Annotated in this window: 13 protein-coding genes; 6 read left to right on the top strand and 7 right to left on the bottom strand. The window is 53.5% G+C overall.

Going from position 1 to position 25314, the window contains the following annotated elements:
• Window positions 1-85: 85 nt before the first annotated feature.
• A complete protein-coding gene (gene ugpC, locus PT279_RS00590) occupies window positions 86-1213 on the bottom strand; it encodes a sn-glycerol-3-phosphate ABC transporter ATP-binding protein UgpC (protein WP_277164460.1) in 1128 nt (375 codons plus the stop codon).
• 624 nt (window positions 1214-1837) lie between these two features.
• On the opposite strand from ugpC, the gene PT279_RS00585 reads away from it, so the two are divergent.
• Complete coding sequence (locus tag PT279_RS00585; protein ID WP_277164457.1) at window positions 1838-2188, top strand: hypothetical protein; 351 nt, start codon at window positions 1838-1840, stop codon at window positions 2186-2188.
• Window positions 2189-2199: 11 nt separating this feature from the next.
• Here PT279_RS00585 and PT279_RS00580 read toward each other — a convergent pair whose 3' ends face one another.
• A complete protein-coding gene (locus tag PT279_RS00580) occupies window positions 2200-5715 on the bottom strand; it encodes an FtsX-like permease family protein (protein WP_277164455.1) in 3516 nt (1171 codons plus the stop codon).
• 2 nt (window positions 5716-5717) lie between these two features.
• Window positions 5718-6419, bottom strand: coding sequence for an ABC transporter ATP-binding protein (locus tag PT279_RS00575; protein ID WP_277164453.1), 702 nt, complete (start codon window positions 6417-6419; stop codon window positions 5718-5720).
• A gap of 337 nt (window positions 6420-6756) precedes the next feature.
• Between PT279_RS00575 and PT279_RS00570 the strand changes: the two genes are divergently transcribed.
• Window positions 6757-10011 (top strand): InlB B-repeat-containing protein, encoded by a 3255-nt coding sequence (locus tag PT279_RS00570; RefSeq protein ID WP_277164451.1) that lies wholly within the window; start codon window positions 6757-6759, stop codon window positions 10009-10011.
• Window positions 10012-10545: 534 nt separating this feature from the next.
• Here PT279_RS00570 and PT279_RS00565 read toward each other — a convergent pair.
• From PT279_RS00565 to PT279_RS00555, 3 genes are all read right to left on the bottom strand, one after another.
• Window positions 10546-11562, bottom strand: a complete 1017-nt coding sequence (locus PT279_RS00565) for a class C sortase (RefSeq protein WP_277164449.1) — start codon at window positions 11560-11562, stop codon at window positions 10546-10548.
• 229 nt (window positions 11563-11791) lie between these two features.
• Window positions 11792-13795: a hypothetical protein gene (locus tag PT279_RS00560; RefSeq protein ID WP_277164447.1), complete on the bottom strand. Its 2004-nt coding sequence runs from the start codon at window positions 13793-13795 to the stop codon at window positions 11792-11794.
• Between the two features lie 97 nt (window positions 13796-13892).
• Window positions 13893-19340, bottom strand: coding sequence for a hypothetical protein (locus tag PT279_RS00555; protein ID WP_277164445.1), 5448 nt, complete (start codon window positions 19338-19340; stop codon window positions 13893-13895).
• A gap of 615 nt (window positions 19341-19955) precedes the next feature.
• On the opposite strand from PT279_RS00555, the gene PT279_RS00550 reads away from it, so the two are divergent.
• Entirely contained in the window at window positions 19956-20282 is a 327-nt protein-coding gene (locus PT279_RS00550; RefSeq protein ID WP_277164443.1) for a hypothetical protein, read from the top strand.
• Between the two features lie 413 nt (window positions 20283-20695).
• Window positions 20696-21076 (top strand): hypothetical protein, encoded by a 381-nt coding sequence (locus tag PT279_RS00545; protein ID WP_277164441.1) that lies wholly within the window; start codon window positions 20696-20698, stop codon window positions 21074-21076.
• Window positions 21077-21317: 241 nt separating this feature from the next.
• Here the strand turns inward: PT279_RS00545 and PT279_RS00540 are convergent, their stop codons facing one another.
• The gene (locus tag PT279_RS00540; RefSeq protein WP_277164439.1) at window positions 21318-22835 is read right to left on the bottom strand and encodes a hypothetical protein; all 1518 of its coding nucleotides are present in this window, start codon (window positions 22833-22835) and stop codon (window positions 21318-21320) included.
• A 379-nt stretch (window positions 22836-23214) separates the two neighbouring features.
• Here PT279_RS00540 and PT279_RS00535 point away from each other — a divergent pair, with 379 nt between their 5' ends.
• Window positions 23215-23934, top strand: a complete 720-nt coding sequence (locus PT279_RS00535; RefSeq protein ID WP_277164437.1) for a LytTR family DNA-binding domain-containing protein — start codon at window positions 23215-23217, stop codon at window positions 23932-23934.
• Complete coding sequence (locus PT279_RS00530) at window positions 23931-25256, top strand: sensor histidine kinase (protein WP_277164435.1); 1326 nt, start codon at window positions 23931-23933, stop codon at window positions 25254-25256. The genes PT279_RS00535 and PT279_RS00530 overlap by 4 nt, the downstream gene beginning before the upstream one ends.
• Window positions 25257-25314 lie beyond the last annotated feature (58 nt).

The raw sequence follows: 25314 nt of genomic DNA, 5'->3' as shown, positions 1-25314 counted from the left end.
GACCGGAATCAGCCCGGAGACACGAAAATGAGGCCCGCGTACGAATACACGGACCTCATTCAATCAACGCTAAAAGCGATGCGAATCAGTTCAGGCGCAGCTCAGTGGCCGGGGAGAAGAGATGCATCTTGGTCGGATCAATCTTGATCTTGACGGTGTCGCCGACCTTCGGCAGCTGGCGCGGGTTCACGCGAATCGTGGTCAGCTTGTTCTGGTCGGACATCATGGCGGTGGACTCGGCTGCGGAGCCATCGGTGACGATGTTGCCGTAGATGTAGCCGTCACTTCCCAGATCCTCGACGTTCTCGACCTTCAACGAGAAGGCGTTGGCCTCGTCGGGAGCGGCGAGCGAAGCATCCTCGGGACGGAAGCCGACGACGATGCGGCCCTTGTCTTCCGGAGTCAACTTGGCGACTGCTTCCTTGTTGAGTTCGACGGTGTCGCTGCCAATCTTCGCCTTGCCGTCAACGACGGGGTGGGTGTTGATGTTCATGGAAGGCGAGCCGATGAAGCCTGCGACGAAGACGTTCTGCGGCTTGTCATACAGATCGGTCGGGGCGCCGACCTGCTGGAGGATGCCCAGCTTGATGACGGCGATGCGGTCGCCCATCGTCAGAGCCTCGGTCTGATCGTGGGTAACGTAAAGGGTGGTGACGCCGAGCTGACGCTGCAGAGCGGCGATCTGCGTACGGGTCTGCACACGGAGCTTTGCATCCAAGTTGGAAAGCGGCTCATCCATCAGGAAGACCTTAGGCTTACGAACGATTGCGCGGCCCATGGCGACACGCTGACGCTGACCACCGGAGAGGGCCTTCGGCTTGCGGTCGAGGAACTCGGTCAGGTCGAGGACCTTGGCGGCCTCTTCGACGCGCTGACGAATCTCAGCCTTCGGAACGCCGGCGATCTTCAGGGCGAAGCCCATGTTGTCAGCGACGGTCATGTGCGGATACAGTGCGTAGTTCTGGAAGACCATGGCGATATCACGGTCTTTCGGCTGCATCGTGGTGACGTCTTTATCGCCAATGAAAATCTTGCCCTTGTTGACTTCCTCAAGGCCTGCGAGCATACGCAGGGTAGTTGATTTGCCGCAGCCGGAAGGGCCGACGAGCACGAGGAATTCACCATCTTTGATGTCAAGTGAGAGATCGGATACCGAGGGCTCCGTATTGCCCGGGTAGATACGAGTGACATGGTCAAATACGACTTTTGCCATAATTAATATTCCTTTCATCGGCAGGTACGTGCCGAACGATCCGTAGTGAAGGGGTTTTGCATCCACCCGCAAGCCAACTTCGGCAAGCGAACTTCCGCACTTTCATTCCATTATGAGTGGGGCCTTCCAGGGTTCCTCCCCCTTGAGCTCAAACCCCACTATACACGGTCAGTGGCATAATATCGTGACAACACGCCACATATCGTATAAGCCTGCCGTAAGAAAGGCGGCCGGCGCCTGGTTCGTCACGGGAACAGGGCACACAAAAAGGAAAGACACGCCCGTTTTATGCCGTCGACGTAAACGGTCAACGTCATTCTATTTTAATAATTTTTTTCACAGACTTTTAAAAAACTATTGACGTAAACTTTTAACGCCAATTCTTGAATCACAAATTTTGCAATTTTACATAGCTATATCAACGTCGCATTCACGAAATATTTTTTGCAATGTAAGTGGCAGTAAATCTCACTGCTCTCAAGCTTTTTCTAAGTATCAGCACAGCACGACCTAAACTTCAATAAAAGGGCAGAAATCAGATTTAATGCAATACGTATAAACGTCAAACGTAATTATCAATTTGAAGGTCTTACATTTTTTAAGTAATTATCCGAAAATAAGAACATGGACAAAACAAACACACACCGCAGCAGGATCACCTGGCTACGCAGAATTACCCACAACGACTCTATTAACAGTATCGCAAAACGTACGAACATTCCGTATGCAACGCTCTACAAACGCTTCCAGTCCGAAGATCTGACCACTAACGAAATCATCATCATCGCCCGTAGCTATGGAATCAATCCAATCAACGCCTTGGTGGATACCGGCGTCATCAGCACCGACGAAGCTTCCGGGGTGCGAGGCGGCAACACGTTAAGGTTGTGCAGCATCGAATCCCTGGCGCAGGAAATCGTGCGCCGGAACATGGAAGGAGCATCGGCTCCGGTCAATCCAGTCCACGACGATTGAAAGCAAAGCCGCTACTCTCTGGCCTGCAACGCCTTGAGCATATCGATTTTCGCTATTCTCGCCGATACATAGAAAGCCAGAATGACAGTCACCACTGCAATCAGGATAACCGGGAACACGAATTGCCCACCAGTAAGATCGGGGGAGAACATCATGTTCTCGGGAGCGACCTGACGGATGATGCGTTCGTGCAGCAAAATGCCGGCGCCCATACCCAACAGAACACCTATCACGGTCAACCCAAGCGTCTCTCGGTAAACGTACATCGTGGTTTCACGATTGTAATACCCAAGTACTTTGATGGTGCTCAATTCGCGTACTCGTTCGGCAAGGTTGAGATTGTTGAGATTGTAAAGAATGACAACACTGAGAAGCACCGAAACGGCGATCAGCACCTCCATCAAAAGACTCATGGAAAGGACGAGCATATTGGTCTGCTCGATGAGCATCGAATTCTGCGAAACCCGCGTGATGCCATCGAGCGCCATGAATCTCGCCGCCTCACGCTTGGCATTCGAGGAGCTGCGGTCCTTTAGTCTAATCATGTCGGCATTCGGCGCGTAGCTCTGATGGAATATCTTTTCATACGATTTCGAATTCATGAAAATGAAATGACCGACATACATCTCGCAGACCCCGCTGATGGGAACCACGCGATTACGACCAAGGGAATCTTGGATGACGATATTGTCGCCGGCCTTGACCTTGTTGAGTTTCGCGAGTCGCTCGGAAATCACGGCACCATAATTATCGAGGCCGAGGTGCTGGCCACTGGCCCTCTCATGGAGGTTGACGTAGCCGTCAAAGGACTTTGCGTCTTTGGCCGCGATGACCGTAAGATCCTGTTTGTTCTGGTACGGCCCGGCCTCCATCGTAGCGCTCTCATAATGAATCGGGGAGAACCGCTTGACGCTCTTGCCATGCAACTCCTGCGATATCTGCGCCTCCTGGGTCTCGCTCGCATGGTCGTTTTGCGCTGCGACGAGATCGTATTGGATGACAGTGCCATATTGCAGATTATTGATCGAATCGACCGAACGCTGGATACCGACGCCCGCAACGAGCAGAGCGAGCGCACCGGCAACGCCGATTATCGTAGTAAATGTGCGAATCTTGTAACGGAAAATGTTGCGCAGGGTGATCTTGTTTTTGAAATCAAACTTGTTCCAGAGCCATCCGACCTTTTCCAGAGCAATGGAAGCCCCTCCTTTCGGAGGTTTCGGCGAAAGCAAGGCACTCGTCTTTTCCTTGAGCTCACGGTGCGCCGCGATATACGCGGGCAGCACGGTAGCGGCGAAAGCAAGAAGGAGGGCGACCACAGTGGCTATCACCCCCAACCGCAGATGCGCCGGCGGCACATCGAAGCCGAGGCTATAGGCATGATAGACCATCTGCGGCATAAGTAGCTGCCCTGCCGCGGCACCGGCGATACCGCCGATCAGCCCCGCGACGAACCCATAGGCGATGAACTTCTTCATCACATCCCAGTCCGAATAGCCGAACGCCTTGAGCGTACCCGCGCCAACCCGCTCCTCATCGACGAAACGGGTCATGGAAGTGAAGGTCAGAAGGGCGGCAATCAGATACATGAATATTGGGAAGAGACCGCCAAGCGAATCGATGATCCGTGAAATGGAATCGTAGGTGACATAACCGGCACCACCGGGGATATCACGCCTCGAATCGATGGTATACGAAGGGAGCATGGACGGCGAATCGCTTGAGGACTGGCCGGCGGGCGCGACGGAAGAGGCCTGCGAGACGCCGCCGCTGCTGTTGTCGAGCGAGTCGGAGAGCAGATCCTTTTCCTGCTGGACCTTTTTATCGTAATCATTACAGATATGGCTGGGCATATCGTCAAGGACCTTGTAGCGCAGTCTTGCGATATTGTATGACGACGAAGCGAATGCCTGCGGAGCCACCACACCATAGCCGTCAAGGGATCCCGAACCCGAATCCGAAAGCCCGCGATTGACGGAACCGATGATTTCCACGGAATCGACGATGCCGGTCACCTTGTAGCGGGTGCCTTTGAGCATGGTACGCCCATTAGCTCCGGGTTTTTCCAAGAAGGAAACGGTGGAACCTACCGGGTGTTTTTTGGCCTGCTGGGCATCGATGGCAATCTCATTGGACCGTTTCGGCATCGAACCGCTGCGCAACGCATAGGTCGAAATGGTACCGGAATTGGAGAAGATGCGCATGCTTTCATCGCGATGGCTGACAGCGACATCCTTGAAATAGCCGTATTCGGCTTTCGTGACCCCGGAAGCGTTGCTAATCGCCTGGACCTGGGAATCGTCGAAGCCGGTTTTGCTCAACACCGAGATATCGGCAAGCTGGTGCTGTTCGAAGTACTGATCGGCGGTGCTGCGCATATCGGGGCCGGTGACATTGAGACCGACGAGCGCGAATGAACCCAACGCCACCATGCACACGATCGAGATGAAACGGCCCATCGACTTGCCCATTGAACGGCGCATATCCCGCCAGAGCATATGGTGCGAGATCTTGTGTTTGGCGCTGGACTGGAAATCATTCCAAGCCTCCACTCGGGGCATGGAAAGCGAGAGCGCCGCGGTGGCCGGAGAACCACCTGCGGTGTTCTCCGATCGGGATTGTGTCGGGAAAGGCGGAACTGATGAAGCGTGGGGATTTTTCAATCCCGACAACCGCGACACCTGCTTGGGCCGGGGCAGCGGGACCGCACCTCCGGCGACCTCGCCGCCGCTAGGCATCCACGGATCGTACTCCGCCCATGTATGGGTGGCGTGCACTTGCTGGGGTTGGTGTCCGTATTGCCAGAATTGCTGCCCATACTGCTGGGGTTGCGGCTGGCTATACCGCCCAGGTTGCTGCGGAATTTCCCGTGGACGGGACGCCGGCACAGCCTGCGGAATCTGATGGAAGGTAAAGAAATGGTGACGTTTGGGCAGCGGAACCGAACCGCCGGCCATCTCGCCACCGCCAAGGGCCCATGGATCGTATTCCGACCATGTATGGGTGACATGAACCTGCTGCTGCGGCTGCGCCGACTGGCGTGACCGGCGTGCTTGCGGCGGTATGGAAGGAAGGGATGCCGACTGGGCGTCTATCGAATCAGCGCTGCTGGTTCTTGGACCACGCGGAAGGGCGACGGCTTTCGAAAAATCAGAATCCGATGGCCCGTGCACCTTCGTCTTGGCCGGCAGATGAGGTAAGGCGGGATCCGCCGGAAGTCCGACGTGGGGCCGGGCCGACCCATTACCATCCTGCGTACGAGGTTTTCGCCCGGAATCCCGCTTTTGGCCATCTTGCCAGCTGACCCGTTCTTCACCAGACTGAGTTCCGGAATCCTTTGTTCCGGAGGCCTTCATGCAGGCTAGTTTTGTTTCGACGGATTCCCCCGTCTTGTCGATTTCACTGCCAGAAGCCGACGCCGAGGCAATGCCATTGGCAGAAGATCGCGTTTCGGCATTCCTGGCCTTGGCAAGACGCCTGGAAGCCGAATGCTTCCCTGTTTTGTTGTGTGAAATTAGAAATTGCAAAATCACCACTCCAGCTGGTCGATATCGCACGGATTGGGATTGCACTTGACTTCGGCAATGCTGGCGTCATGCATGCGTATGACGCGATCGGCCATAGGGGAAATGGCTGAATTATGAGTCACGATGATGACCGTGGCGCCGTGTTTTCGGCTCATGTCCTGAAGAATATGCAACACCTGCTTGCCGGTTTTGTAGTCAAGCGCGCCGGTCGGTTCATCGCAGAGAAGAATTTTCGGTCTTTTCGCCACGGCACGCGCGATGGCGACACGTTGTTGTTCGCCGCCGGAAAGCTGGGAGGGGAAGTTGTTGCAGCGATTCATAAGCCCTACGCTGGCCAGCGCATCCATGGAATTATTGGAATATGGGACGATTTCGGAGGCCATCTCGACGTTTTCAAGCGCGGTCAGGTTAGGAACAAGGTTATAGAACTGGAAAACGAAGCCAACGTCGAGCCGTCGGTACTCGGTGAGTTCCTTGGCGTCGTATTTGGCGATATCCTCTCCGTCGACAATCACATCACCTTCATCGCAACTATCCATGCCGCCGAGGATATTGAGCAATGTCGATTTGCCTGTACCGGAGGCTCCAAGAATCATCACGAGCTCGCCCTGCATAATTGAAAAGGTAACATCGTTATTTGCGATACAAGTTTTTCCCCCGGTATTATATCGTTTAACCTCGTGGATGACATCTATATAGCCCATTTCCCTTCCTCATTCCCCAGAAAGTCCAGCGCAAACCTGCGGTTCTAACATACCTTGATATAATCATACCATTATTAACTAGAAAACATCTCTTCTTATAAAAAAGTTATTACTTCATGATACTATAAGACATACACTGATACCAATAGTGGATTTTTTTATTCATGGTTTGTGAATACATTCAGTTATGTTCACAACCCGGAAAGAGAGAATCATGAAGAATCCAATGCGAAATCCGCATAGAAAGTTAATCGTTACACTTACGACGATTATAACTTCAGCCTGCATGGTGATGGGCCCGGCAATCTCAGCCAACGCTGTGCCGGAAAGCTCTACTATGCAGAGCGAACAACCACAAACCGCCGCCAATAACGGGACCGCGCAGGCACCACAGGCCGAAAACCCCAGTGCACCTGCGGCGCCGACAAGCGGCGAAAACAAGCCGGTCACGCCGGCTCCTGCATCTAACAGCCCTGCTGCTTCACCCTCGAAAGAAGCGGCAAGCCCCACTTCCGGCAATGCCGCCAAGTCAGGTACGGCCTCGAAGGAAACAGCCGGGAAGACGCAGCCCGAAAGCAAGAGCACCCAGCCGCAGACGCCAAGCGCACAAAGCACCCCGCAGCCCGCAGCCCAGGGAGACGAAGCTACGGTAGACTGCGGAACGCTTAAAGGCTGCTTCCCCGACGCGTCCTTCCGCGCCTACCTCACGAAGTTCATCAACACCACGCAATACCAGAATCCCAACCATGACACCGGCTGGAGGTTCTCCAACCCGAATTTCGCCGATGATTTCCCGGTGACGCAATCGTGGCTCGACTCAGTAACCAGCATCTCCAGTGATGGAATCCCGAACGCGGGCAGCACCTCGCTTTCCAGAAAGATAATGGACATCAGAGGTATCGGTCTTTTCCGAAACCTCAAATCCTTCAATATGTATTATGACAACAGCACTGATCACCAGCAGGCGTCTTCTGTGGCGGGCTTCGCCTACCTCACTGATTTCAGCCCACTCACGTCAGCCAACATGCCCAATCTGGAAACCCTGAGACTCAATGACTTCACCGATGCCGTAGCGCAGAGCTGCAAGGGCTTCACTGAGGCCAAGGCTCCGAGATTGACCAATATCTATCTCTATGACGTCGCGCACGCCTTCTCCGACGCGAGCATGTTCTACGGTCTTCCCCACCTCAAGACGCTGTCGTTGGGCAACACCGACCTCGGGCGAAACGGCACGTCGGACGTGCAGGCGATCGTCGACCATTTCCCGGATCTGGAAAGCCTGTCGTTCGAGAACGCCTACAACCTGAAATCTCACCCGGACAGCCTGTTGGCGTTGAAGAACCTCCAGCATCTGAAGTCATTCGGATTCACAGGGCTGTTCCTTTATCAGAACCCGGTCCTCAATGACATCTCGCAACTTCACCAGATCAGCGATCTCGACCTGAGCTCCAACAGCATCTACAACATCGACTTCCTGTCAAGCATGACCAATCTCAAGACCTTGAATCTCGACGACAACGAAATCAGCGACCTGCGGCCGCTCAAGTCCTTGACAGGGCTGGAATCGGTCCAGGCGGTCCACGAGATACCGCGAATTGGCGTCGCCCCCGTAATCGGAGCGGACGGATCCGCCAGCTTCAGCTACGGCAACAACTACAACGTCGATGGAACCGTACCTTCTCTATCCTCGGTCTCCTATTTGATTACCGGTATCGGCGACCAAACCATCCCGGCGGACAAGTACACGAACGACGCTGCTAACCACGTCCTCACGGTGCCGTCCATCGACCCCAACATCCAGCAGCTCAGCTATACGCTCAGCAATTCCATCATCCTCAATGGCAGGAATGTCGGCACTCTTGAGATCATCAACAATCAGAACTATCACAATCCACAGGTCACGTTCGATTTCCGCGGGGGCAGAACCCCGAACGGAAACAACACCACGACCGCGCCTCGAAGCGCGCCATACGGTACCAAACTGGCAGCAATGTGGCACCCATGGATGTTCAACAGCGATGGGTCCAGGGACGAGACCACCAACCTGTTCCAAGGATGGGTCGGTTGCCCCACTAGCCTGAAAGTCAATCCGGACTACGACGTCAGCCTTGGCCAAGGTACGCCATATACGAATGAATGCACCTTCGACAAGGCCGAACCCTTCGACTACACGAATACCGTGATGACGCAGGATTGGACGCTTTTCGCCCTTTGGAGCAGCGACAGCTACGATGTGACGTTCGATTCGCAAGGCGGGCCGGACATAGCCAAACAACATGTCCTGCGCTTCAAGACGGCAACGGAACCCACGGATTCCAAGGGCAATGCGCCGGTCCTCACCGACAAGAAGGGCGGCACCCACGCCCTGCTCGGATGGTATACGCCCGACGGCATCAAATATGATTTCAGCCAGCCGGTAAAGGCCCCCGTCACATTGCACGCCAAGTGGCAAGGTATCAAAAACATCTACACGGTGAATTACCTTTCCGAGACTGGTTCACAGATCTCCAGCGAAACCGTCTATGACGGCGACAAGGCCGCGAGCGTGCCAACCCCCGCATCGAGAGACGGCTATAAGTTCGATGGTTGGTTCGAAGATCACGCAACGGCTCCGTTTGATTTCGGAACGACTGCTATCACCCGCGACGTCACCGTCACCGAGCACTGGACCTCTGTCCCGAAGACCACTTACACGGTGAGCTTCGACGCGAACGGCGGCACGCTGGCCGAGGGCACGACCAACCCGGAGAATATCGAAAAGGGCAAGTTCGCAACCAAGCCCGCCAGCGATCCAACCCTCGCAGGGTCTACGTTCGCTGGCTGGTACACGAAGGCTGACGGCGGCGAGAAGTTCGACTTCGACACCACTGCCATCACCGCAAACACCACCCTCTACGCTCACTGGACCCAAAACCAAAATAATGGCGGCGGATCCAACAACGGCGGTGGCAACAATAACAACGGCGGCGGTAACAACAATGGCGGAGGTTCCAACAACAATAACAATGGTGGCTCCAACAACAACGGAAACGGCGGAAATAACGGAAACACCAACGGCAACGGTGGAAACGGTAACGGCAATGGTGTAAACGGCACTAACCCGGCTCCTAGCCCTGTAGGTCCAGCCGGCCCAGCCTTCACGAATCCGAGAACGCTGGGCAATCCGGGTGTCAGGACGATGACCATCGTTCGTAACCGCTACATCGGCGCCGCCCCCAATGCGGCCACGAATCCTGCTCCAACCCAGCAGCAACAACCGCAGAACGACCAGAGCCAGGACAACAGCTCCTCGAACAAGAAGAGCGAAAAGAAAAAGAAGACTGTACCGGTTTGTCCGGAAGGCTATGTCCTGCAGCAATCCTCCTATTTCGAGAATCCCGATGGTACCGTCCAAATGGCCAAGATGAACCCCAAGTGCGTCCGGGCCAATCAGACTGCCACGCAGAGCAAGACCCACCATTCGTTCATGTGGCTCTGGTGGCTGCTGCTTCTGCTCCTGCTCGTGCTCGTGGCGCTATACGCCTACCATCGCTACGAGAAGAACAAGGAAGAGAACGAGCAGCCCGCGGGCTCTCAGCACGTAGCCTACTGAGCCGTGGACTATAGGGTCTCTCCCTGTCTAAGTAAAAGGCCGGTCGCCTTCACAGCGACGGGCCTTTTACTATGCCCGAAACAGTGCCACAACCTTATGCGCGCACATAAGCAAAAGCACCAGAATAAAAACGTTGTGGCTCAGTCAATTACGCCAGGGATCAGCAGCCCGATACCACCTGTGGAATCTGGGTTTTTACTTCTGATATTAAGTATTTCGTAACAATATTTCCCGCTTTGGGAATTCACCGTCATTGCATCCTGATAGGTTTCGGCGTCTCCGACTAACCTATTCGGAAAACCATCAGTACCAGTCTCTGAATAAACTGCTTTCTGCACCTCGTCGATTTAAAAACGAAAAACTACCAGTGCGCTAGTTCCTGAAATGAACGTTTCCGCATCCCAACTCCACCACGTCGAAAACAGTCAGCGGCAGCCACTCAATAATTGATTTCCTGCAATGAAGCAGACACAAGGACGAAAGCCGAAGCCAAAAAACAAAATCCTGTCTGCAGCTCCGAATCTTCAGACTGTATCAGCGCGAGAATTCCCCTGAGAAGTGCCACGGAATCGGCGAGAAATCGTAACGAGCATGGCGAATCATGACAATGACGACGCCGGCAAGAAGCACGCCAGCCGCGCTCAGAAGGCCACGCAACAATGCGTCGCCAGCCGTCGTGGAAGGAATGTCTTCAGGGATCCTGCCACGCTGTGCGGTGATGACAAGACGGTGTGAATTGACACCATACGGGGTGCAGGTCATCAACGTGAGCAGATCCTTGCCCGGTACGACCTTATAAAAATCTATGTCATCCGGCACAACGACGTGGATGCCGGTGACCCGATAACCCATCGTGTGCTGAAGTGTATCGATATATATGATGTCATGAACGCGCAGCTGGTCAAGACGCGTGAACATGGTGGCATTCGCGAGACCTCGATGCCCCGAAATCACTGCGTTGGTTGATGCTCCTCCAACCGGCAGACTGGTGCCATAAAGATGGCCGGCACCTTGCGAAAGCGCCGTATCGGAGGTGCCATGATAAATCGGCAGCTTCACCGATATCTTGGGAATCCTGATCGTTCCCATAATGCCTTCGACGGTGTTGAGTCTGGCCTGGTATTCCTTGTCATTGGCCGATTGAAGGTCCTTGTGCGAGTCGTCGTCGGAAAACGGATCGATCTTCTCACCGAGCAAGGGTTGGCCTGACTGGGCAATTTTGGCATTGTACTGCTGATCGGCGGTAAGCTCACCAAGAACGTCGCTCTGCGGCCATTTTCCGATTGCACGTTGAGACATGGCAATCGCCTTGCTCTCTTGCTGGGAGCTGTAGACACGGTTGATCGGTATCCAGAGAACGGCGACGATAAGCGCAAGGACGACGATATCGTGGATAATCTGAATGACCAACCCGTAGACGTCTCTTTCGTCGTCTTTCGCTTGATCGATGAAATCCTGAAATTCAGGAAAAGGGTAATTAACGATGTCCGAAGAGGAGTTTGAGGCGCGGTTCACCATTGAATCGTCTTCATAATGCGAGGTCTCAGTCAATCTAACGTACGCCATTCCCTATTTGTCCAAAAGCTAGAGTCAGCGGGCAAAATATACCTGCTAAAAGTTTATATTCCGCTAAATTATATCAGTCTAGAAAAAACAAAGCGTCTGTCGAAACGGGCATTCACCTATTCCGACAGACGCAATATCAAGATTCTTGTCTCAGCCTCTTACGCAAGGAAATCAGGAAATTCATTCTGAAAATTCATGCGTCAGAGGCCGGCAATCACTTGGCGCGACGAGCTGCTTCGTGGCGGCGCTTGAGCACCGTAGTGCCTGCGGCCACCAAGGAGAGCGCGACGATCGCGAGCACGATCAGCGCGATTCCGGCGCTACCGGTAAGAGGCAGCTGGGAGACAGCAGTCACGTTGTTGACCGTGACCGTACCGTCAGGGGCATTGTCGCTCGCGGAAACTAGCTGAAGATTCCAGTTATCGGCGCTGTTCTTGACATATGTAGCACCTGCGGAATTCTTGCCTACAGTGAGCTTGAACTGCGGCAGGAACAGGCTGCGGACACCGGTCGCACCCTTGACCTGCTTGACGACGTAATCGCCGCCATCCAGATCCTTGAGCTGAATCTTACCCATGTTCGTACCACTGGAGGCAGGAGTCACGTTGGTCAACGTATCGCCAGGCTTGGTCGACAGCGAATAGACACCAGGGTTGCTCGGATCAACAGCGAAATGAAGCGGATTGCTCAAGCTCGTGTCGGTGGACCTGAAGAGTCTGAATTCAGAACCGGCCAACTTAGCACCGTTGTCGCCATAGAGCTTGTTGATCAGGGAGACACCGTAGAGCGTGTTATCGACGACGGAAGAACCGCCGTTGTCGCCGTTCGAGTTGCCGCCGTTGTTGCTGGAGCTGCCGGAACCGGAGGTATGACCGTTGTTGCCGGAGTTGTTCGCGTTACCGTTGCCGCTATCAGTCGGCTGGTTGTTCACATCATCGGAATATTCCATCTTCGCCATGTTCTTGACGTTCTTACGATCACCGTGATCCACATCGAACTTCATCCAATAGGAAATGAGGATCTGGTCACCGTGCCTGTAATGTCCGACGAACGTGTCGTAGAAGTTGAAGACAATACGATGGGCATAACCATTGCTCGGAGCGCCGGTCACCGACGTACCATCAACATCACTATTGAGAATGCTGTAGGAATTGGAAGGAATAGCGGTATCGGTGTCAGGATCCGGGGCCGTGTTCTTGACGAAAACCTGCGTCTTGTGGGTGCTATCGTTGACATAGGTCAACGGATCGGTGGAATCATCCTGCACGTTGAAGACATAGTGCTTGAAACCGGTGGTCAGCGGCACCTGAGTCTTGATGTAGTACTGGATGTAACCATTGTTGTCACCCAGCGCCTGGTTCTTATCGGCACGTTCCTTGACGATGGTGGGCAGATCGTTCTTCATGCTCACCTGTCCCAAAGCCTGACCGCCATTGGCGACGGCGGCGTAGGCCTTTGAGTTGCCTGAGCCGAGGTCCGAATACACAGCGGTGCCCACGAGCATCGGAATCGAATTCGTACCACCGTTGGTGCTGCCGCCGGTAACATCCTCAATGGCGTACAGGCCAGGCTGGCTGACCGGCACATCGAAGGAGGTGTTGGTGGTGCTCACAGGGGCCCTCATACCAGAGCTTGCAACATTCGCGTTGGCGGCAGCTGCTTGCTGCTTGGCCGCGAAGTCGCTCTGCTTGGTCAGCGAGGTAACGAAGTCACGGACACCGCCGGCCCACATCGACGTCTTGTTGCTCTGAGCAGTCGGATCGTAGGAGGTAGTATCCTTGTTCGTCGAATTGTCCGTAGCGGTAAAGCCGAGGTATTGCGAAGCCAGCTCACCGACCGGGTTATCCGTCGAGTAGTTCGTGTCATGCGTGAAACCGGGGATGCTGTTCAACGCGGTCTTCGCACCAGTCAGCACACCGGGATCGGTGTCGAGCATGAAACCAGTCAAGGCGCCGTTGTTGTCAACGGAAGCTGCCTTGTAGGTTCCCACGCGAATCGCAGCGAACGTATGTCCGGAAATGTTCTGAGGAGAAGCCATCACCTTGATGGTCGCCCCTACGTTCTTACCCGGATCAACCAGGGTGAGCGGCGTCGAGCCGTCGTTGTCACCATGGCTTGCAGGATCTGCATTAGCTACGCCGAAAGGCGCGAACGCCAGCAACGTGGCTGCGGAAACTACCGCTCCCACGAGTGCGCTCAGTTTTTTCTTCTTATTCATTGTGTTCCTTTACTCCTTGTGTTTGTTTAGATTTCCACAACACGAGGGCCTCAGGGCCCGAGCGCTGTACAACATTGACTAATCTGACTTTTCCTCATCAGTGCGATGAACCCTCCCCTCCTATGGACTTCATCGAATGCTTTTTCTGGGGCCGTTTTTGGCTCATGAAGTAGGCAAAGGCAAGCGCGGCTACCGCCAGCAATGCAGCCAGCAAGGCCCACCAGCCGCCCGTGATCGGCAGGTTCTTGGTGCGTGTCAGGTTGAGCGGCTTGGTCTCAAGTGCTGACTGGTTGGTCTCCTTGTCAGTGACCCGAACCTGAACATCACCCTGGTTCGTGCCGTTAGGTATTTCGAAGGACCACTTTCCATCAGTACCGGTGAAAACCTTGCTGCTCTTCTGCGTAGCGGAACCCGTCGGCCATGTCACCTCAACAGTGAATCCGTCAGGTAGCGGATCATTGTCCTTGCTGTCAGAGTTATGCCAGGCGATACCCGAGAGGCCATTCCAGCCTGCAGAGGTGGCACCGGTGTGCGGGGCACGCATGTCGAGCACCGCATTCTTCGAGGCAGGATCAGACTCAACTCCGTCCTTGTTGACAAGCACGGCGGTAAGCACATAGTGCGTACGCTGGTCCGTGACGTTGCCGTTGGTGCCGACACCGGTATTGAACTGGTTCTCGTCAAGATCAACGGCCCACGTTCCGCCGGTAACTGGCACGGTATTGCATACCGGAGCCACCTGTTCGCTGCTTCCCGGCTTGTTGACCGGCTGGTAGGAGGCGTCAGCGGCTTGCGCACAAACCTTGATCGAGGCGCCGTCCTCATTCCAGACGTATGTTCCGGAAATATGGAGTTTGGCGTCCTGCGGCAGTTTGCCGTTGACTGTGTGCTGCACGGTGATCGCACCAACACCGTTGTCGCCATTGTCGCCATTGAAGGCTGGCGGTTCGCTCGGCTTAGGGGACTTGAAGGTGACGGTCTGTGCGTTTGACATAGCTGAAGTAAGGTGATAACCGCTGTTCTGAGTCTGCCGAGCACGGTATTGAATCGTCCTGTTTGCCGCGTTGGAGACGTCCAAGTTAGCATCGGAATCGACAATCGACCAGGTGCCGTCGGAATTTACCGTGGCATTGCCCACCAGGTCGTCTTCGGAGACGTCCTCGCCGCTGGCGCCGTTGTGCTCACGATAAACCATCACAGTGGAGTTCTTTTCGGCTCCTGAACCGGTAATGGTCCTGGCTACGCTCGGGCTGTCGAATGGGCTGCCATCAATCTTGTTGACGGTAAGGGCATTCGGACGCGGCACATCGTAACGGAAGTAAGCCGAATTGTTGGTCCAGCTTTCATCGAGCAGCTTGTTGACCTGATCAGGATGGTTCTTCACCATGTCCATGGTGATGCCCTTGTTGCTGGGGTCACCCGTACGATCGATCGGGTTGTAGATGTCCTGCGCCGCTGGCGTCTGCGTGCTGCAAGAGACATTGTCGGGCTGCTCCAATCCCTGAGGATTCGTGGTCACCGGCCAAGTCACCATCTTGAAGTAACCGGTCAGGTCCGGCTGGTCGGCCTTCGCCTTGGCAAAGTCGATATCGCCGCTTGCGGTGTTCGCCGCAGGACCACCGAAACTGTTCTGCAATTGTGCAGGAGCATACATAACCGGGTAATCGGTGTGATTACGGTGGTCCCTGTGCCCATCGCCGCCATTACCATTAGCGGGATCCTTGCCAACCTGTGCCACAGTGTTTGGAGTGTCACTCAAAGACATCAGATTCTGGCTTGACTGATATGGTAAATTACTGGCTTGGGTCTTGAAGTGGCCGGAATTGAGTTCGCCGTTCATTGACGAGTAGAACCCAATCTTGGTATTGCTCCAGTGCGAAAGTTGCTGCTGGGAGCGCAATTGTGCCGTAGGTGTCAAGTCCTTGACGGGCACCCAGTTGTTGTTGTGGTCAAGGCCCAGCCATTGGAAGTAGAAATCCGAGACTTCCGAACACGGATGGTTTCGGTCGGCACCGTCGTTGTCCGCATCTCGGCTCTTCGGCAACGACATGTCGTACCACATCGTCCAGAACGAATTCATAGGTGCGACGCCTTTGGGCAATTTGTTCTGCGGCGCCTGGTTGTAACCATTGTCAGTTACCAGTGCCCAGTTGCTCTCGCCGTGGTTCCATGTCTGATCGACGTTTACCGCATCTCCGTTTGTGGCGATGGGGCCTGCAGCGATTCTCGGACCGTTGCAGCCGGACTTTTCATCAGCACAATCACTGGAAGCATAGAGCTTGGTGGTGTAATGATGAATGGTATGATCACCGGCCTTGTCCTGATCAGCATCGAAGGTGTTGGCGACATCAACAGTGTTCGCAGAACTCTTGAAGGCGGTGTGGGTAGGTGTGGCGTCTGTAGCAGCTACAGCCTTCTCGCCGGTAGTGACATACACATACTGCATGTAATCCGTGCCGCCGGGGGTATCTTTGCTGATCTGGTCAGCCGTAGGATTCGCGCAGCCCTTGCTAATATTGCTTCCGTAGCATTCCAGTTCGTCGTTGCTATAGTCAACATCTGCCTTGATCGAGATGTTCAGATAATCGTAGACACCCGAATTCAACACACTATTAATAGTGAATCGCGGATCGCTGCTCTGGGCGTTTGCCCAGTACTGAGCTGCGGGATAGTCATCGATGGTCCTGGTGTACTTGACCTTCCTCAATGCACTATCATGGCCTGAACCACCGTTAAAATCGTAATACACAGAAATCGACTTCTGTCTGGCGCTATCATCTTGAATATTGTGCTGGACACCGTCCTTATCCGTTTCGACACGGTATCCCGTATCAGTGGTGTAATCGACGTCATCATGAGCCACACGGACCACAAAGTCCATACGGAGCTTGTCGTTGCCGGTGTCCATCCGGTTGAAATAATTGAGCATCTTGAAGAGCATCGGCTTATGATCCACCGGCGTGATGGTCAAGGACTTGGTCGCCGAGAAATCGGAAGGCATATCGCGCCCGCCGCCCAGAGTAGTGGGAATCTGCTGCACACGATACTGATAGACGTGCTGATTGCCGTCCGGATCCGGGGTCTTGGTGTCTTTGAACACCCACATCCCGTTCGCGCCCACGAGCACATCCTTGGAATTCTGCTGCGTGAAGCCCTTACCGTCAATCTGACGATAAATCATGACTTTGTCGCCGGGAGTACCGTGTCCGGTCAACGACGGCTTGTAAACCTCAGGAAGCTTGGAGTTATCTGCCGGAGTATCGATGGTCGGGACTTCCGTGAAAGTGTTGAAGTTATAGAACGCCGAGTTGACCGACCAACCCTTGGCCAACCATGCATTGGCTTCCGAAGGCTGCATGGTAGAAAGAATGCCCTTGCTGCTGGTACTCTGAGCTGCCAGCGGGTTGTAGACATCTTGGTTCGCCGAACAGGCGGTGTTATCCGGGTTCGTCGTTTCAGGCCAAGCGACCAGCTTGAAGTAACCGGTAAGTTCCGGCTGGTCAACACGCGCCTTGGCGAAGTCGACGGAACCATCCTGAAGCTGAGCCGCGGCAAGGTCGGAACTTCCAGGTTTCTTTGCGACCAGAGGATCGGTGGTGCGTCCGCCATAGGACGGGGAGCCATTGGTCTTGTTGAACGCGGCAAAGTAGCCATACTCATTGTTGTCAGGCGAAGAGACGACCACTTGGTTGTTCTCCTGAGCCGTTGGGGTCAAATCATTGACAGGCACCCAATTGTTATCCTTGTTAAGACCAACCCACTGGAAGAAGTACTTGCCGACTTGCGAGCAATCGTGCTTGTCTCCCTTGGGCACGTTCCCATGCGGATCATAAGGGCTTGCCGGGTTATACCAAAGGTTCATGAATGTCGTGCTCGGGGCGACACCCGTGGGGGTATCACCGGAGAGGCCGCGACCTCCTGTTGCCAGTCCTGAAGAGGTATCCAGACCCCAGTTGGCGGAATCACCCTTGGTCCCTGGGGTATCGGTGGCGTTATTGCCCTTCCAAGACCCGGACTTGCTAATATCCCACCAAGTGTCCACGGCGCCTTCTTTGCCGACGCCCAGGCGCGGTCCATTGCAGCCGCTGCTGCCGTCTGTGCAGCTTACGCTCGAATAGAGCTTCAACGGTTCGGCAATCTCGGAGGACTTGGTCATGTCAAGGGTGCTGCCGGTCACGTCAGAAGCGACATTATCGCTTTGTGTTGCATAAAGATAAAGCTGAGCGTCCACACCACCAGGCGTGCTCTCGTCCACACGAGTCGCGGAATAGTCAAGGCTGCCCTTTATCGAAACTGAAATATCGTCAAACTCAGGGTCGCCGTTTGCCGCAGGTTCCGTGTTGACGCTGTGGATGGTGAAGGCATTGGAGCTGCCGTCACTGGAGACGTTCGGGGTCTTGGCCCAGTCCGCAGCACCTTTCGAAGTACCCATCGACCTGACATACTTCGTAGGCACCAGCGCGGAATCCTTTTTCCCGTCTTTCGAGAACAGGAACGAGATTCCCGGCTTATCAAGGTTAGCGTTGACAGAACGATGCGGAACGCGCAATACAAAGTCAGCACGTAGGAAACTGCCAGGCACCTCGACACGGCTGACGTAGTTCAGCATCGTCTTCAAAGAAATCTTGGAATCCGAAAATCGCGTTCCCACTTCGGCGTTGGCCGACTTGGCAGACTCTTCCTTCTTCGCCGAGGTATCGGCCTTGGCAGCCGGAGCAGCACAGGTAATGGAGGATTGATCGCCGCACCAGGACATGCCATCGGGATTCAAGGCCTGTCCTTGGATAAGCTCGGCTGCATAACCGGAATTTTCAAGACTATCGGGAACGGCCACATCGACATCGGCTCCTGCCACGCTCGTGTCGTCAAGCGTAATAGGGGTATGGGTGTCACCGTCATTGACCACGGCATAAATCTTCAAATCGTTGATATCCGAGCTCTTCAACGCATCTGTCTTCAAACCAATGGTCAGGTCGTCGTAACCCTCTTCAGCGGAAGCGGCAACTGAATGAATGGTGAAGAAGTTGCCGGCGGCACCGCTGAAGGCCTGTTCGGCGGCGTTGAGATTCTGCGTCGTGTTGTCAGCCTCTTTACTGGTACGCAACGTATTCATATACGCCAATGGGCGCATCAGGTTCTTTGACTGCGCATCCGTGCCGTCACCGACAAAGAGCTGCAGCCCACATTTGCCCTGCTCGTCGAGACCATCTTTAGAGGCCGATCGCACTTTCTCGCCCTGGGCGCCGGTTGCAAGCCCGACACATTCCGGAGCGACGTCGCCATGGCCTACACGCAACATCAAGTCCGCATGAAGACCTTGCGTGGTCCACAAGCCGCTCGCGTTGTAGCCCATCAATTTGGTCAATGAAGGTTTGTGGCCGACAATATTGGCCGAAAGTGGCTGAACGGTGTGCGAAGACTCGGCGTCCGCCTCGGCAGGCGCGCTCTGGGCATTCGCACCGCCTACGACAGCCAATCCAATAACAGTTCCAGCTGCAACAACGGCAGCCAAAAGTCTGACGAGCACAGTACGCCAACTTGTCATGGTTTTTTTCATTCCTAGGCTTTCTCTCAATACTATTATTCTATAATAATAGTTATCGGTAAATAAAAAAGCAAATCGGTCGGCGAATCGCAGCCCTGCGAAGCCTTCACGACGACGTGATAATTATTATTATAACAGAAAAACCGCCATCATTTAATTGTTTTTCAAGACGAAAACGCAAATGACCTACACGATGCCCGAAGTTCTGCTCCCGAAAATCGAATAATTCCTTCGAAAAACGAAGGCAAACGTTTGATATACATAAACCCGGTGAACAATCAAAAAGATACCGTCCATTTTTTGAAATAGACAGATTTAGCCCTTAGCAAAATTCCTAAAATCTCACATTCACTAAACCATATATCTTAACTCATTATGCCTATATATCTTTATCGTTCGAAAAACAACGAAACAACCCTTTAAATTGCAAATAAAAGTGCTTAATATCTAGGAAAAACAAGGAAAGTAAAATGATAATACAATTTAAAAAATAAACTGTTTAGGGTAATTTTTATCACATAAGAACGTTTCATTTATGATATTCATCTCTTTTACATCAAACGTTTCAGTTTTATCGTGATTCCTTTTCAAGATTCTGTGTCGCATAATAAAGATATGAATGAAAACACGAGCAACAACCCGATTGAATGGCTCAGGCGTGTCACGCACAATGACTCCATCAATAAGATTTCACGCTTGAGCGGAATTCCTTATACAACCTTGTACAAACGCTTCAAATCGGGCACACTCAGCACCGACGAAATCATCGCCATCGCACGAGGCTACAACCTCAATCCTGTGGAGGCATTGGTTCAAACCAACGTCATCAATAAGGAGGAAGCGACCGCCGTTCGAGGAAACAACGGTCTGCGGCTCACCAGTATCAGCGACATCACCCAGGAGATCATCCGGCGCGAAAACGATGCGAACGCTTTGAACTGAAGGAAATCAGACTGAGCGGCACCTAGATGCGCAAAACTCTTAGGTGACGACGAAGGACAAAACACCCTTTTTGCGTTAGACAAATCGATAGAATTACGCTAATAACTGAATCTATACTGTTATAAACGTTTTATCTAATTTTTTTAAAAAAATTTTATTAAACGATTTTGACGTGATAAGAAAACACATCTATGTTATTTATTTGACATTTTAAGCACTTAAAATATGCGCGCAGATTAAATACTAGTCCGATTTCCCTGTTGATTCAGCGCTTTATCAGTATATTAGACAAAATAGAATTCAAAAAACCTTCTGTAGAAATATCATCAAAAACCGATAATCATTAAAAATGTCAAACGGTTTACGGAATATCCGCCCTTACATTTTCACCTGAATTATCGGAAAATAAAAACATGGAAAAAATTCGACATAATCACATTGAATGGCTACGGGAAATCACGCATGACGATTCAATCAATAGAATCTCGCAAGAGGCTGATATCCCCTATGCCACCCTTTACAAGCGTTTCAAATCAAAAGAGTTGGCGACCGATGAAATCATCGCCATCGCACGAAGCTATGGAATCAACCCCGTTGACGCACTCGTGAAAACCGGCGTCGTCAGCAGTGAAGAGGCTTCAGGCGTTCGAGGAGACAACGCTTTGCGCTTGTGCAGCATCGAGTCGATCGCACAGGAAATCGTCCGCCGCGACAACGAGAAAACACAAGTGAAAGACGGCGTCGGACACGGAAACGACGTTGACGGCGAGACGCTTGAAACAAAAACCGCCTAGATAATTTATCAACTCCAATCGGGTTGACGACCAATGTGCTGTCAATCCGATTTTTATATGGCTTACGAGCCGGCGATGACCTTACGGCCAGGATTGGCCACATGGCTGGCTGTTTGGCTTGAGTCCAGAACGCATAAAAGTCGGCCGACAGACTGCGGAAAAGGTGAAATCAATACCAAACCGCGAATCTGTCGGCCGACTTTTATGGCAAAACTGTCGTTAGCGACGAGCGAGCCGGTTGTTAGGCACGCTTGCGATCGACGAGCTTGATGGCAGCACCGGCGGCTGCGAGCAGCGCCATGATGCCAGCGACGATGGAGACCGAAGCGCCAGTCGTTGCCAGACCGGAATTCTTGCCGGACTTCTTGCTCTTGCCGACAACTGCGGCACCGGCTCCGCCCTGACCAGCAGTCTGCTGGGAAGCGTCGCGCACCAAAGCAGACTGAGCGTCCTCGAGCTCCACATAGTTGTACGTGAAATCGTCAACGGGGTTGTCGCGCAGCATCTGGGACTGCGCATCCGGATTGAGGGCTTCCTTGGCATCCTTCAAAGCTTCCGCGAAGACCTTCCAGGAATCGGCGGTGTAGTCGCCTTGCTTGAGGCTTTCGGCCTGGGCGACGAGAGCGGTCAGGTCTGCCTTGGTCTTGGTGGTTGTAGGAATATCCGCACCGGTCTTCTGGCCGACGATCGGAGTCTTCAGCGCAGCGAGATCTGAGTCGAAAATGCTTTGGGCAGTGCTGACGTCCTCTCGGGTGGCGTTTGCATCATCCACAATGCTTTGGGCATAAGGAATATCGAGGGTGACGAGGTACCAAGTGAACTCGGTATAGTCGGCAGGCTTCAAGGTGGCGGCCTTGGCGATATCGGCCTTGAGACCGGCGATGCTGATCAGGGCGTCGGCCTTCGTGTTGAGGGCCGTAGCTTCGGCGTCGAACGCGGCCTGGGTATTGTCGGTGTCAAGCATGGCCTTGGCCGTATCGCGCTCGGTGGCGAACGCGGCCCAAGGGGAAGCAGCGGTGAAGTCGCTCTGCTGATAGTCCTTCACTTTGTCATAGGCACTGCGCAGTCCGGCCTTCTTGTCGACGGGCGCAGGCGCAGGAGCAGGGCTCGGCGACGGCGACGGAACGGACGACGGCAGCAACAAGGAATCCAAATCCTTAGTCGCATGATACAAATTATCGTACGCTAAAGTTATCCCGTATTGGGAATCAGCGGCATGTCCAGGTTCAAATTCATAACTAGCCGCAGTACGGGCATTGTTAAAGGCCAACCAATTCTCGTTACCCGGATAGCTGCTCGACTGCACATCCTTGACTTTGTTATAGAAAGTCTGCAAATCACCCTTAGTCTTCAATGGATCTGCGCCAGTCGGTTCTCCGGCAACCGCAGTTTGCAGGATTGAGGGATAATTAGCGAGGCCACTCGCAAGATTATCGACATCGCCCTGTGTCGTGGCGCCACCGGCATGACTGTTGCCATCATTAGCGTCATTGAGCATGGCCACTGCCCTCTCCATATCGAGGTGCATGCTCATCCATGAACTTTGCTTGTATGCGCCAGCAGTACCACCGTTTGCAATTGCAAGCACAGCATTGTAATTGGCTTGTAATGTCGTCTTATTGAACTCCGACTGCGCCGAAACCACCGGAGCGGAGCCGGGAGCCGGGGTCTCGTCCGCCGATGCGAAACCAACACCCGCAAACAGAGTGCAAGTTGCCGCAAACGACGCGACAATGACCATCTTCTTCGTTTTCTTCATATCAACCTCCGTTGGAAAATAACATAACATCAATGTTTTTACTTTGAATTTTATAGATTTATCCATTTCTGTCAACAAACAGCAAAATATAAAAGATGAACAGTGCGAAATCGACTACGAATATGCACGGCAAACTGTTACCCTGCAAAATATGAGACACACTTATGTCATTTTTCCCACACGACGATTTTCGGCTGATGCCGAAAGATGTTCCGGTATATGAGATAATGGGATAGATGTAAATTGTTTAACCATTTATCACTCACGTAAACAAATCGGGAACGGATAATGACAACATAGCGAAATCTACGGAAAAACCGCAGAATCATGCTATAGAGGAATATTATGAGGTAAGAACCTTGTGTGAAAGGCGGCGACGATGCGCGGCATCAGAGTTGGGGTAGTAGAAGACGAGCCCGCTGCATGCCAGAAAGTGCTGGATTACCTCAATCGCTACCAAGCCGAAAACGGCGAAAACTTCACCGTTTCAGTTTTCGACGACGGCGCGAAAATCGTCGAGAATTATCGGCCGATCTATGACATTCTTTTGCTTGACATCGAAATGAAGCAGATGAACGGAATGGAGGCGGCACGGCGGATACGCAAGATCGACAACAGCGTCGTCATCGTCTTCATCACCAACGCCTCGCAATACGCCATCAATGGCTATGAGGTGCAGGCGCTCTCCTACCTGCTGAAACCTGTGCCTTACTTCGCATTCAGCCAAGAAATCAAGCGCTCAATCGAGACGGTGCGGCGGCAGGCCGACGATTCGATGCTCTTCGAGACCGGTTCACAGCGCACACGCATCGAGCTCAGATCCATCGTCTATATCGAATCAATTCGTCATACAATCATCATTCATACGCTCGACGGCAAACTTTCCGTCACTTCAACGCTGAAGGAACTCGAAACGCAGTTGGACGGGCATGACTTCTTCCGCTCCAATTCTTGCTATCTGGTCAATCTGCGGCATGTCACCGGCATCCAAGATCAGGACTGCATCATGAGCACCGGTGAGCGCCTGCGCGTCAGCCGCCCGCGCAAGAAAGCCTTCGTCGCTGCGCTGACCGGCTATATCAACGGCGGTCTGCAATGAACACCATCACCAATGCGCTGCCTAACATTCCGCGACTTTATACCGGCATCTGCGAATGGCTGGCCTGCGTGATCTACCTGTTGGTCATCTACCGGAGGGCGCCGAAATGGCGGAGCCTGCTCGTGGCCGGAATCGGACTGCCGGCGATTATCGGCATCCAATATTTCGACGGGACGATGAGCCTTGATTTCTGGATTCTGGGTATGCTGCTTGCCGTAGCGGGAATGTACCTTATTATCTTTCTTGGCGCACAAACGACGCCGCGCGAAGGGCTGTATGTCACCGCCCGCGCGTTCGTGCTCGCGGAACTCGTGGCGTCGCTGCACTGGCAGATTGCGACGTTCATCGGGTTTAATATGCATAGGCGGCTCTCCAAAACGGGCCTGCCCACAGCGATGCTCGCCACGGCAATCTATCTGGTCGGTTTTGGCCTGGCTTGGGCCATCGAACGCCATAATTTCGAGCGTGACAAGCCAATGAACCCAAGCCGCACCGCAGTATCGGGCTCCATCATCATCACCATCGTCACCTTTGCGATGAGCAACCTGAGTTTCGTTTCGACCAACACGCCTTTCTCCGGCTCCGTGGGGCAGGAGATCTTCTATATCCGCACGCTCGTCGATCTGTGCGGTTATGCGATTCTCGGCGCGCAACAGGAGCAGGCGAGGGTAGCGCGGGCCAATGTCGAGCTCGCTTCCATCGACGCCAAGCTGCAGAGTGAGCACCAGGAATACCTGCAATCCAAGGAAAACATCGAATCACTGGGACGCATTTCGCACGACTTGAAGCACCAGATCACGGCACTTCGGGCCGAGGTCGACCCGGAACACGCGGCCGCCGGCTTCGAGCAGCTTGAGGCATCAGTCAAGGAATACAGCGCGCAAGAGCATACCGGCAATTCCGTGCTTGACGTCATCCTCACTTCCAAAGTGAAGGCCTGCGAGAAAAAAGGCATTACACTCACCACCGTTGCGGACGGCAAGCTCCTGACCGATATGAGTTCGATGGATATCGCCACGCTTTTCGGCAACGCGCTCGACAACGCCATCGAAGCGACCTCCAAGGTCACGGAACCGGAACGCCGGCTGATCAAGCTCGCACTTTATCAACACGGTCAATTCACCGTCATTCGTGTCGAAAACTATTACGAATCGGCTTTGCGAACCGACGATCAGGGCGACCTACGTACCACCAAGTCCGACCAGCGCGCCCACGGCTTCGGCGTGAAATCGATCAAGCACATCGCCGGGCTCTACCACGGCGACGTCACCATCAAGGCCCGCGACCACTGGTTCACCCTGACTGTGCTCTTGCCGCGATAAAAGAAGACCACATACAACAAAAGGCCGGCCGATAGGTTATCCGCAATGGCGGAATTCC

It is taken from the genome of Bifidobacterium sp. ESL0784, from assembly GCF_029433295.1.
In the GTDB taxonomy this organism is placed as follows: Bacteria; Actinomycetota; Actinomycetes; order Actinomycetales; family Bifidobacteriaceae; genus Bifidobacterium.
This window is presented reverse-complemented; position numbering and strand designations above follow the sequence as displayed.